Raw genomic sequence first — 13,428 nt, 5'->3', positions numbered from 1 at the left:
TCAGATGTTCTCCATTCGCTCGGTCAGCTCGGCGATCTCGCGAGCGAGCTGCCCAGCCGGGTCGTCGTCGACGTCGACGTACAGCTCGTCGAGGGTCACGGTGGGCGCGACGGGCGGTTCCGGCTCGGCGGACAGCCCGAGCTTGGACGCCAGGAACGGCGCCATCTCGCGGATCGTCGGGTGGTTCCAGATCAACGTGGCGGACAGTTGGATGCCGAACTCCCGCTCAAGGCGGGTGCGTAGCTCCAGGGACATCACCGAGTCGATGCCGAGGCTGCGAAGCGGCTGATCGTTCTCGATCCGCTCGGTGGTCAGCTTGACGACCCGGGCCACGTTCTCCCGGATGATCCCCTCGATCGCGGCGATCTGGGCGTCCGGTCCGTCCAGAGCACGCAGCCGGGCGGACACCCCGTCGGACTCGGGGGCCGCAGCGGCCACGGCGTTCGGGAGCCGGACCACTGCCATGTCCCGTATCTCGATGAGCACCGTGCCGTCCGGCGAGACCACAGTGATGTCGGCGAGGAAACGGTCGGCGACAGCGCCGGCCGGCCGCACCACGGCGTGGGACCAGCACTCCGTACCGAGCCGGCCGGCGATGCGGACCGACCCGATCGCGGCGGTCAGGAAGGCGTGCGACGCGACGCGTCCCCAGTCCGGGCCGAGCAGCGGCACCACCGCCGCCTGCAACGCGGCGTCGAGCTGTGCGGGATCGACGCGGTGAGCCGGGCGGGCGGCCGGCAGACGCAGCCGGGCCAACGCCTCGTCGCCCCTTCGCCAGACCCGCTCGACACCCTGGTAGGCGGGGCCGTAGCCGATGCCGACCGCCGCCAGACGCTGGTAGAAGTCACCGCCGGCCAGTTCCTCGGCCATCCGGTCGCGCACCGCGTCCAGGTCGAACGGCGCGGACGGCCCGGCTGCCGGGACCGGGCGTACGACGCCCTCGGCCACCAACGCCGGTGCCTGGCCGTCCGGCGCGTACACCCGCATCCGGTACCCGTCACCGGCCCGCGACACCTCGGTCTGCACCGACCGCGACTCGTCGTCCGGGATCCGCAGCGCCTCGGGGAAGGTGAGGTCGAGCAGCTCGTGGTCCGGGTCGGCGCCCAGCTCGTCGGCGACGGTTCGCGCCATGTCGACGTAGGCGGCGGCCGGCACGAGCGCGTGGCCGCCGATCCGGTGCTCGCGGACGGTGGCGGTCGCACCGTCGAAATCGCGCTGCCAGTAGTGCGTACCCGGCGCGGAGACCGGGTCGAACCGGTTGCCGAGCAACGTCGCCCCCGCCGTACGGACCGGCCGGCCGTCGGTCGACGGCCAGAACCGTTCGCGCTGCCACGGGTAGTGCGGCAGTTTCAGGGTGCCGCGCGGACCGGCCAGGGCGGGGCTCTGCGCCACCGGCACGCCGAGGGTGAAGAGACGGCCGAGGGACCGCAGCAGCGCGGCGCGCTCGGGCTCGTGGCGGCGCAGCGAGGGCAGCGCCTCCGCCGGCGTGCCGTCCGGCCCGGTGATCTGCTCGACCGCGGGCAGCAGCACGGGGTGCGGGCTCATCTCGACGAAGACCCGCACGCCGTCGGCGAGCAGCCGCGCCACCTGGTCGGCGAAGAGCACCGGACGGCGCAGGTTGTCCACCCAGTACGCCGCGGTCAGCTCGGGTCCTTCGAGCGTCGTCTCGGTGACCGTCGACCAGAACGCGACATTTGCCGGGCCGGGCGTGACGCCGTCGAGGGCGGCGAGGAGGTCGTCGCGCAGCGGGTCCACCTGCGGGCTGTGCGAGGCCACGTCCACCTTGACCCAGCGGCAGAACACCCCGTCGCCGTCGAGCTGGTCCCGGAGCCCGGCCAGGACGTCCTTGTCGCCGGAGAGCACGGTTGAGCGTGGGCTGTTGCTGACCGCCACCGACACCGCGTCCTCGTGCCCGACGATCAGGCGCTCGGCGTCGGCCAACGACAACTCCACGTTGAGCATCGCGCCCTGGCCGCTGACGCGGCGCAGCAGCACGCTGCGACGGCAGATTGTCCGCATCGCGTCGCGCAGCGGCAGTGCGCCGGCGACGTACGCGGCGGCGATCTCCCCCATGCTGTGCCCGATCACGGCGTCCGGGTGTACGCCCCACGAGCGCCAGAGCGCCGCGAGCGCGATCTCGACGGTGCAGAGGACGGGTTGCACGACGTCGATCCGGTCCAGCCGCGAGTCCTCCGCGCCGGCCGCCAGCTCGTCGGCGACCGACCAGTCCTTGAATTCGGCGGCAGCCGCGTCGCAGGCCCGCACGGCCTCGGCGAAGACCGGCTCGGTCGCCATCAGCTCCTGGGCCATGCCGAGCCACTGGGAGCCCTGGCCGGGGAAGACGAAGGCGATCCTCGGAGCGGCCTCGGCGTACCCCCGGGCGGCGTCGCCGTCGTCGTCGGCGAGGGCGGCGCGGAGCTGCTCCATCGAGTCACCGGTGACGGCCAGGCGGTGGTTGAACTCGCCCCGGCGCACGGCCGCGGCGACCAGATCGGCGGGCGTGAGCGAGTCGCCGGCCTCGTCGATCTGTCGGACCACCCGGGCGGCCGTGTCGCGAAGCGCACCCGCGCTCTTCGCGGAGAGCGTGAGCAGGTACGCGGGCTTCGCGGCGGGGACCGGGCGTGGCACCGGCGGGGGGCCTTCGAGGACCAGATGCACGTTGGTGCCGCCCCAGCCGAACGCGCTGACGCCGGCCAGCAGGGGCCGGTCGGCCGGCCAGGACTCACGCTCACGCGGCACCCGCAGCCGGAGCCCGTCGAAGTCGATGTGCGGGCTCGGCACGTCGAAGTGCAGGCTGGCCGGGATCTCCTTGTCGCGCAGCACCAGCACCGTCTTGAGCAGGCCGGCGATGCCGGCCGCGGCTTCGAGATGACCGATGTTGGACTTGACCGACCCGATGACCAACGGACTCGCGTCGGCTGCCCGTCCCCTGGTCAGGACCGCGCCGAGGGAGGACGCCTCGATCGGGTCGCCCAGTGCGGTGCCAGTGCCGTGCGCCTCGACGTAGTGCACGTCACCGGGGTCGACCCCGGCCCGCCGGTACGCCTCCCGCAGCACGTCCTCCTGGGCCTCCGAACTCGGGGCGGTCAACCCGTTGCTGAGCCCGTCGTTGTTCGCCGCCGAACCGCGGATGACGCACCAGACGTCGTCCCCGTCGGCGAGCGCCCGGGAGAGCGGCTTGAGCACCACCACCCCGCAGCCCTCACCGCGCCCGAATCCATCGGCCCGAGCGTCGAAGGACTTGCAGCGGCCGTCCGGTGCCAGGCCGCCGAACTTGGTGAGAGCGACCATGCTCTCCGGGTTGAGCAGCAGGTTCACTCCGCCGGCGATCGCCACCTCGGACTCCCCCGACCAGAGGCTCTGACAGGCGAGGTGCACGGCGAGCAGGGACGACGAGCAGGCGCTGTCGACCACCATGCTCGGACCGCGCAGGCCGAGCACGTACGAGAGCCGGTTGGCAACCATGTTGAGGGCGCCGCCGGTCGCCGAGTGTGCCGTCTGCGGGCCGGTCCGTCCGGTGGTGAGTTCGGCGAAGTCGTGCCAGATGGCGCTGGCGAAGACCCCGGTCCGGCTCCCGGCCAGCCGGTCGTTGGCGAGCCCGGAGTCCTCCAGCGCCTCCCAGGCGACCTCGAGGAACAGCCGCTGCTGCGGATCCATCTCGATCGCCTCACGCGGCGAGATACCGAAGAACAGCGGGTCGAACTCGTCGATCGCGCCGGTCAGGAAGCCGGCCTCGACCGGGACGGTCAGCTCCGGGTCGGCGTACGCCGCCGCGTCCCAGCGTGACGCCGGCACCGGCCGGACCCCGTCCTGGCCCTCGCGCAGCAGGCGGCGTAGTCCGTCCACGTCGTCGGCCGAGGGCAGCCGGCAGGCGATGCCGATGACGGCAAGTGGCTCGCGCGCCGCCGCCGAGGCAATCGGCACCGGTGCGACGCGCGCCGTGCTGGCATCGTCGGTCTGTCCGACCTCGCCGGTCTCACTGGCTCCGTTGGTCTCGCTGGTCTCGCTGGTCTCGCTGGTCTCGCTGGTCTCGCTGGTCTCGCCGACCAGCAGGGTACGGAGTTTGCGGGCCAGCGCGTTCGGTGTCGGGTCGTCGAAGAGCAGCGTGATGGGCAGGCGCAGGCCGGTCGCCGCGCCGAGCCGGTTACGTAGCTCCACAGTGGCCAGTGAGTCGAATCCGAGGTCCTTGAACGCCTGCGTGGCACCGATGGCCTGCGCGTCGCCCTGGCGCAGGACCACCCCCGCGTGTGAGCGGATCAGCTCCAGCAGCGTCCGCAGTTGCTCGGCGCCGGAGAGGCGGCTGAGCTGCTCGGCGAGCGACTCGGATGCGGCCGGTCCGGTGTCGGCCGCGGTGACCGGCACCCGGACCAGGTGGCGCAGCATCGGTGGCGTGGACTGGGACGGGCTGAGGTCGAGGCGGGCCGGTACGAGCACCGCGCGCGGCCGGTCCAGCGCCGCGCTGAAGAGCGCGAGCGCCTCGTCGGTCTCCAGCGGAAGGCTGCCGCCCCGGGCGAAGCGGGCGATGTCCGCCTTACTCAGATGCGCGGTCATCGCGCTGCGCGCGGCCCAGATGCCCCAGGCGAGGCTTGTCGCGGGGCGCCCGGTCGCCTGCCGGTGCTGGGCCAGCGCGTCGAGGAAGGCGTTCGCCGCTGCGTAGTTCGCCTGCCCCTGCGTGCCGAGTACGCCGACCACCGAGGAGAACATCACGAACGCGCTGAGGTCGTGCCCCTCGGTGAGCTGGTGCAGGTGCCACGCCGCGTCAGCCTTGGGACGCAACACCCGTTCGAGGTGGCGCGGGGTCAGCGAGGTGACGGTGGCGTCGTCGAGCGTGCCCGCCAGGTGCATGACCGCGGTGAGGGGGTGCCCGGCCGGGATCCCGGCCAGCAGGTCGGCCAGCTCGTCCCGGTCGGCGGCGTCACAGGCGGCGACTGTCACCTCGGCTCCCGCGGCGACCAGCTCGTCGCGCAGCGACCCGGCGTCGGGCGAGGCCGGGCCCTGGCGGCTGGTGAGCAGCAGGTGCCGCACATTGTGCACGGCGACGAGGTGACGGGCCAGGGCCGCGCCGAGCACACCGGTGCCGCCCGTGATCAGCACTGTGCCCTCGGGGTCCAGCGGCGTCGGGACGGTCAGCACCACCTTGCCGATCTGTTGGGCCTGGCTGACGAAGCGCAGCGCCTGCGGGGCGGTGCGCACGTCCCAGGTGCGTACCGGCAGCGGCCGCAACGCACACTGCTCGAACAGGACGAGCAGCTCGGCGAACATCGCCGCGATCCGCTCCGGGCCCAGGGTCAGCAGGTCGAAGCTCCGGTACGTGACGCCGGGGTGGTCGGCGCCGACGAGTTGGGGGTCGCGGATGTCGGTCTTGCCCATGTCGACGAACCGGCCGCCCTCGCCGAGCAGCCGCAGCGACGCGTCGGTGAACTCACGGGCGAGCGAATGGAGCACCACGTCCAGATCGGCCCCACCGGTGGTCGTCCGGAACGCGGCCTCGAAGCCGAGGTCGCGGGAGGACGCGATGTGGTCGGCCGGGATGCCCTGCGCGGCCAGGACCGGCCACTTCCCGGCGCTCGCCGTCGCGAAGACCTCGGCGCCGCGGTGTCGGGCGAGTTGAAGTGCGGCCAGACCGACGCCACCGGTGGCGGTGTGCACCAGCAGCCGCTCGCCGGCTCGCAGGCCGGCCAGCTCGACCAGCCCGTGGTACGCGGTCAGGAACACCACAGGCACTCCCGCGGCCTGGGCGAACGACCAGCTCTGCGGGATCCGGGAAAGGTAGCGACCGTCGGTCGTGGCAACGGATCCGATGCCGTCGATGAACAGGCCCATCACCCGGTCGCCGGCCGTGAGCCCGGTGACCTCCGGACCCACCTCGAGCACCACGCCGGCGCCCTCGGCACCGAGGTTGGCCGCGCCGGGATACATCTTGAGCGCGACCATCACGTCGCGGAAGTTCACGCCGATGGCGCGGATCGCCACGCGGACCTGGTGACCGGTCAGCGGCTGCCGGTCGGGTGCCTCGGCGAGGACGAGATTGTCGATGCTGCCGCGTTCGGTCAGCTCCAGACGCCAGTCCCGCCCACCGGCCGGCGTGCTCAGCTCACCGGCACCGCGGTAGCGCTCGAGCCGGGCCGCCAGCAGCTGGTCACCGCGCACCGCGACCTGCGGCTCCCCGGCCGCCAGTGCCGCAGTGAGTCGGGCTGCCCCCTGGTCGCCGAGGTCGACCAGCCCGATCCGGTCGGGCACCTCGGACTGGGCGCTGCGCAGCAGACCCCACAGCGCCGCCCCGGGCAGGTCGGTCACGTCTTCGCCGGGCAGGCAGGACACCGCACCTCGGGTCACCAGGACGAGCCGGCAGGCCGAGAGCACCTCGTCGGCGAGCCAGTCCTGCACGGTCTCGAGCAACTCGGCGGTGACGTCGTGGATCACCTCGCTGACGTCCGAGCCGGCGCGGCGGGTGGAGTGGTGCAGCACCACGGCGTCCGGGGTGGCCGCCCCCTTGGCGATCGCCACCCGCAGCGCGGCGAGGGTGCGGTAGGACGTCAGCCCGAGGGAGCCGGACGGACCGACGACCACCGCGCCGGGGCTCCCGTCCGGCGTTGCCGGCTCCGGCACGGGCTCCCAGTCCACCTCGAACAGCCGATCGCGGCGGGTCGACGACGCGGCGGCCAGGCCGTCCCGCCGTTCCCGCAGAGTCAGCGCGGTGATCGAGGCGATCGGCGTACCGGCCGGATCGGCCAGCTCGACGGCGTACGTGTCGTCGCCGGTGGCTCGGATCCGCACCCGCAGCCGGCTCGCGCCCACCGCCCGCAGCCGGATACCCGAGAAGGAGAACGGCAGCCGGATGCCGGAGCCGCTCGGGGCGTCCAGGACCACCGGGTGTAGCACCGCGTCGAACAGGGCGGGGTGCAGCACGTACCCGGTGCCGGTGAGATTCTCGTCGAGTGCGACCTCGGCGAGGATGTCGTCGCCCGCACGCCACAGCGTGCGCAGGTTGCGGAACGCCGGACCGTACTCGTAGCCGAGCGCGTACAGCCGTCCGTACGCCTCATCGATGTCCATGGCGGCCGCACCGGCCGGTGGCCAGGCCGCGGCCCAGGCGGCCGGTGCGGGGCCGGCCGAGCCGGCGGCCACAGTGCCGTTCGCGTGCTGGACCCACTCGTGGTCGTCGCCGGGCCGCGCGTGCAGTGTCACCCGCCGGCGCCCGTCCGTCCCGGCCGCGCCGAGCACGATCTGCACCTGGGTGGTGCCGTGGCCGTCGAGCACCAGTGGCGCTACGACGAGCAGTTCCTCAAGCACGTCGCAGCCGGCCGTGGCGGCCGCGTGCAGCACAAGGTCGGCGAAGCCGGTAGCGGGCAGCAGCGTCGTGCCCCGCACGACGTGGTCGGCGAGCCAGGGATGGATACGCGTGGAGAGCCGGCCGGTGAGCACCCGGCCGCCGTCGGCCAGCTCGACCACCGCGCCGAGCAGCGGGTGTCCGGCATCCGCCAGACCCGCCTCGGCCAGACCTGTGGAACGCTCGTCGGGCCGGGTCCAGTAGCGCCCGTGCTGGAACGGGTAGGTGGGCAGGTCGAGGACCCGCGGGGTCGGCGGGACCGGCCAGTCGACAGTGCCGCCGCGTACGTGCAGCTCGGCCACCGAGGTCAGGAAGCGGGCCGGCCCGGGCACGTTACGGCGAAGCGTGCCGACCGCTACCTCGTCGGTGAGCATCTCCTCGATGCCCTGTAGCAGCACCGGGTGCGGGCTCACCTCGACGAAGGTGTCGTGCCCGTCAGCCTTCAGGGCCTCGACGGCGTCCGCGAAGCGGACGGTCTCACGAAGGCTGCGGAACCAGTACTCGGCGGTCAGCTCGGCGGTGTCGGCGAGCAGGGCGCCGTGGAGAGTGGAGTAGAACGGCAGTGAGTCGGACGACGGTGCCGTGTCGGCGAGCAGGTCCAGCAGTTCGTCTCGCAGTGACTCCACATACTCCGAGTGCGAGGCGTAGTCCACAGGTATCTGCTTGGCGCGGACACCCTCGCGTTCGCAGACGGCGAGCAGCTCGGCCACCGCGTCGGGGTCACCGGACACCACGGTGATCATCGGGCCGTTGACAGTGGCGACGCTGATCCGGCCCCCGATGTCGGCGAGTCGCGCACGGACCTTGTCCTCGGGCTCCGACACCGAGGCCATGGCGCCGGTGCCAGCCAGCCGGATCAGGCTGCGGCTGCGCAGCGCGACCACCCGGGCGCCGTCGAGCAGCGAGAGCGCCCCGGACACCGTCGCCGCGGCGATCTCGCCCTGGCTGTGCCCGACCACCGCGTCCGGCCGTACGCCGCGAGCCCGCCAGGACTCGGCGAGCGAGACCATTACCGCCCAGAGCGCGGGCTGCACCACGTCGACCCGGTCCAGCGCGGGCGCGCCCTCCACCTGGCGCAGCACGTCCAGCAGCGACCAGTCGACGAAGGATGAGAGGGCCTCGGCGCACTCACCGAGCCGGGTGGCGAACGCCGGGTCGTGGGCGATCAGGTCGACCGCCATGCTGGCCCACTGCGAGCCCTGTCCGGGGAAGACGAAGACGGTACGGCCACGAGGAGCGGCCACGCCTGTGACGACAGTCGCCGACTCCTCGCCGGTGGCCAGGGCTGCCAGGTCGCTGAGCAGCCCTTGGCGGTCCTCGGCCACCACGACGGCACGGTCCGGGTGCGCGGTGCGGCCGGTGAGCAGCGCCTGACTGAGTTCGGCCGGCGTCAGGTCGGGCCGGGTGGCGAGGTGGCCGCGCAACCTGTCGGCGGCGGCGCGCAGCGCCGGTAGGCCGCGGGCAGACAGCAGGATCGGGTACGGACCTTCGGTGGCGGGGACCGCTGCCGGTTCGGTCTCCTCCGGGGCCTGTTCGAGGATCACGTGGGCGTTGGTGCCGCTGATGCCGAACGACGAGACCGCCGCCCGGCGCGGGCGGTCCACGGTGGGCCAGGGCCGGGGCTCGGTCAGCAGGGCCACCGCGCCGGCCGACCAGTCCACGACAGTGGACGGCGTGTCGACGTGCAGCGTGCGAGGCAGCGCGCCCGCCCGCATCGCCATCACCATCTTGATCACGCCGCCGACTCCGGCGGCGGCCTGGCTGTGCCCGATGTTCGACTTCAACGAACCCAGCCAGAGTGGCGTCGACCGGTCCTGGCCGTACGTGGCCAGCACGGCCTGGGCCTCGATCGGGTCACCCAGTCGGGTGCCGGTGCCGTGGGCCTCGACCACGTCGACGTCCACGGCGGACAGTCGCGCGTCAGCGAGCGCCTCGCGGATCACCCGCTGCTGGGCGAGGCCGCTCGGCGCGGTCAGCCCGTTGGAAGCGCCGTCCTGGTTCACCGCGGAGCCGCGCAGCACGGCCAGCACCCGGCGCCCGTCGCGGACCGCGTCAGCGAGTCGCTGCACCACGAGCACACCCACGCCCTCGGCCCAGGCCGTGCCGTCGGCGGCCTCGGCGAAGGCCTTGCAGCGGCCGTCCGGGGCCAGCCCACGCTGCCGGCTGAACTCCACGAACATGCCCGGGTTGGCCATCACCGTGACGCCGCCGGCCAACGCGATCGAACAGCGGCTGTCGCGCAGCGCCTCGGCGGCCAGGTGCAGCGCCACAAGCGAGGAGGAACAGGCCGTGTCCACTGTCAGCGCCGCCCCCTCCAGCCCGAGCGTGTAGGCGATGCGGCCGGAGGCGACACTTGTCGTGGTGCCGGTGAGCGCGTACCCGTCGCCGTCACCGGTCGGCTCGTGCAGCCGGGGGCCGTAGTCCTGGGCCATGGCGCCGACGAAGACGCCGGTCCGGCTACCGCGCAGCGTGGCCGGGTCGATGCCGGCCCGTTCAAGCGCCTCCCAGGAGACCTCCAGGAGTTGCCGCTGTTGCGGATCCATCGCCTGCGCCTCGCGCGGCGAGATGCCGAAGAAGGCCGGGTCGAACATCGGCGCGTCGTGCAGGAAGCCACCCGCACCGACGTATGAGGTCCCGGCCCGCTCGCCGGCCGGGTCGACCACGTCGTCCACCGGCCAGCCCCGGTCGAGGGGGAACTCCGTGATGGCGTCCACCCCGTCGTCGACAAGCCGCCACAGGTCCTCCGGTGAGGCGACACCACCCGGGTAGCGACAGGCCATCCCGATGATCGCGATCGGCTCGGTGTCCCGCACCCCGGCGGGCGCCGGATCGGCCGCCGACTGCGCGGTCACCCCGTCGGTGTCGGATCCATCGAGGTACGCGGTGAGCGCCGCCACTGTCGGGTGGTCGTAGAGCACCGTGGTGGGCCACGAGACGCCGGTCGCCATGGTGAGCCGGTTGCGCAGCTCGACGAGCATTACCGAGTCGAAGCCGAGATCCTTGAACGTGTGCCGGTGCTGTTCGGCGGTGAGCGCGGCACGCCCCGACACGGCGGCGACGTACCCGCTTACCAACTCCCGATGATCGGCACCGGTGGCCGGCTCGTCGACCGGCACGGGCACCGGCGTCGGAGTCGGAGTCGGAGTCGACGTCGGGGCGGGCCCGGCGCCCGGGGCGATCTCCGGCAACCAGTAGGACTGCCGCTGGAACGAGTACGTCGGCAGGACGACCCGGTGCCGCACGACGCCGGAGACGGGCGCGGTCCAGTCCACCGACACACCGCGCACGTACGCCTCGGCCAGCGCCGTGGCGAATCGGATCGGGCCGCCCTGGTCGCGGCGCAGCGTCGCCAACGCCACCGCGTCGACGCCCTCCTGCTCGAACGTCCCCTGCGCGCCGACGGTGAGGACGGGGTGCGGCCCGATCTCGAGGAAGATCCGATATCCGTCGGCCGCCATCGTCCGCACCGCGCCGGCGAAGTCGACAGGCTCCCGCGCGTTGCCGTACCAGTAGTCGAGGTCGAGCCCGGCTCCGTCGGCCGGCCGGCCGGTCACCGTCGAGTAGAACGGCACGTCGGTGGCTGCCGGCACCGGCGGGTCGACCCGCTCGTAGAAGGCGTCGCGGATGTCGTCGACGTCGGGGCAGTGCAGCGCGACCGTCGACGGCACGACCCGGGCGGCGATGCCGTCGGCCACCAGCGAGTCGATGAACTCGGCCAAGGCGTCCGCCGCCCCGGCCACTGTTGTCGCCTGCGGACCGTTGTATCCGGCGACCGCCAGCCGGTCGCGCCACCGACCCAGGCGCTCTTCCACCTGCTCGCGGGGCAGCGCCACCGAGGCGATGTGCCCCCTGCCCGCCATCTGCTCGCCGAGTAGCGCGCTGCGCTGCACGACCAGCCGACATGCTTCGGCCAGGGACAGCGCTCCACTCACGTAGGCCGCCGCGAACTCACCCTGGGAGGCGCCGACGACGGCGGCCGGCTCGACCCCGCAGGCCCGCCACAGCCGGGCCAGGGACACCATCACCGCGAAGAGCACCGGCTGGAGGACCTCGATCCGGGCGAGGAACTCGGCACCCTCCGGGTTCCGGGAGGCACGCAGCACGTCGGCGGTGGTCCAGCCGGCCAACTCGACGATGTGCTCGTCACACTCGGCGAGCGCGGCCGCGAAGACCGGCGAGGCGTCCAGCAGGTCCACAGCCATTCCGGCCCACTGGGTGCCCTGGCCGGGGAAGACGAAGACGACCCGGTCGGCGCCGGCCGTCACGCTGCCCGCCACGACAGTGGCCGCCGGTGCCCCGTCGGCCACCGCCGACGTGCCGGCCAGCAGTGACGCGCGGTCGGTGCCGAGGATCACGGCGCGACGGGCGAAGGTTTCGCGGGTACGGGTGAGGGCCGCACCGATCTCGGCGGGTGACGCCACCGTCTCGGTCTCGGCGAACTCCGCGAGCCGGCGGGCCTGCCCCCGCAGTGCCGCCTCGGAGCGACCGGACACCGGCCAGGCGACGATGCCGTCGCCGAGCACCGCGGGCCCGGGTGACGGGTCGGGCTCCGCGCCGCGGTGGGCCGCGAGGACCACGTGACAGTTGGTGCCACCGACGCCGAACGAGCTGACCCCGGCCACCACACCGGCCTCACCCGCCGGCAGCGACCGGGCGGTGGTGTTCACGCGCAGCCGCCACCCGTCGAGGTCGATCTCCGGGTTCGGGGTGGCGTAGTTGAGACTCGGCGGCAGCACGCCTCGGTGGATCGCGAGGACCGTCTTGATCACACCCGCGATGCCGGCCGCGCCCTCGAGGTGGCCGATGTTGGTCTTGACCGAGCCGACGAGCAGCGGATCGTCGTCGGCACGTCCGGCGGCGAAGACAGCGCCCAACGCCGCCGCCTCGATCGGGTCGCCCACCCGGGTGCCGGTGCCGTGCAACTCCACGTATCCCACCCGGGTCGGGTCGACGCCCGCCGTCGCGTACGCCTCCCGCAGCACGGCCTCCTGGGCCTCCCGGTGCGGCACGCTCAGCGCTCGGCCGCCGCCGTCGTTGTTGAGCGCGCTGCCCCGCAGCACGCAGTAGACGACGTCGCCGTCGGCCAACGCCGCGCGCAACGGCTTGAGCACGACGACGCCGCCGCCCTCGCCCCGGACGTAGCCGTTGGCCCGGGCGTCGAAGGTGTGACAGCGACCGTCGGGTGAGAGCCCGCCGAACTCCTGGGACACCGAGAGCGGGCCCCCCGCGAGGTTGAGCTGCACGCCGGAGACGATCGCCAGGTCGGACTCACCGGCCAGCAGGCTCAGCCGGGCCAGGTGCAGCGCCGCCAGCGAGGACGACTGTCCGGTGTCGACTGTCATGCTCGGGCCGCGCAGACCCAGGGTGTAGGACAACCGGTTCGCGATCAGGCTGCGGTGCAGGCCGGTGAGGGAGTGCGGGGTGGCGGTGCCGGCCGCGGTCACCAGCTCGGCGTAGTCGCCGGCGATCGCGCCGACGAACACGCCGGTGCGGCTTCCGCGCAGCGCAGAGGCACGGATCCCGGCGTGCTCGAGCGCCTCCCAGCCAAGCTCGAGCATCAGGCGCTGCTGCGGGTCCATCGCCGCGGCCTCGCGGGGCGAGATGCCGAAGAACTCGGGATCGAACAGATCCACCCCGTCCACGAAGCCACCGCGGGTCATCCCGGCGCCACGCCCCTGCGGCGCGGTGTCCGAGATCGCCGAACGTCCACCGGCCAGCAGGTCCCAGAATTCGTCCAGGCCGGCTGCGGCAGGAAATCGACAGGACATCCCGACGATCGCTATCGCACTGTCTTGAGTGGATGCGTCAATGTCGTCGGGGGATAACGGCGGAACGTGCGTGGAAGCAGAAGAACGCATCGGATTCCCTTCGGTCATCGAAAACGACGATACGAATGGGAAGACAACCCGATAACCCCTATCACGATCCGGCATTGTCGGACGCGCGACGGGCCACCCCTACGAGACCCCTATCTTGCCCGGCTCCCGGTGTCGCGGCCCGAACGCGCCGTGCAACGCTCGGCTCACTGTCTGAGCCCAACGGCCCGCGAACCGACGTGGGCAGCGCTCCGGGGTGACCTCTACCGCCCGCCGAAGGGG

At 73.0% G+C, this 13,428-nt stretch carries 1 protein-coding gene; it reads right to left on the bottom strand.

The features are described from left to right. Positions 1-13,188 carry an SDR family NAD(P)-dependent oxidoreductase gene (locus AB0B86_RS14520; RefSeq protein ID WP_357418101.1) on the bottom strand — a complete coding sequence of 4,396 codons (13,188 nt, stop codon included), beginning with the start codon at positions 13,186-13,188 and terminating at the stop codon, positions 1-3. Positions 13,189-13,428 lie beyond the last annotated feature (240 nt).

The sequence above is a fragment of the Micromonospora sp. NPDC049047 genome (assembly GCF_040649135.1).
GTDB lineage: Bacteria > Actinomycetota > Actinomycetes > Mycobacteriales > Micromonosporaceae > Micromonospora.
Note: the sequence above shows the minus strand (reverse complement) of the source record. Positions and strands in the feature narration are given on the sequence as shown.

Excerpts from the sequence above, each read along its gene's own strand:
- AB0B86_RS14520 (WP_357418101.1), bottom strand. The coding sequence starts at position 13,188 with ATGCGTTCTTCTGCTTCCACGCACGTTCCGCCGTTATCCCCCGACGAC.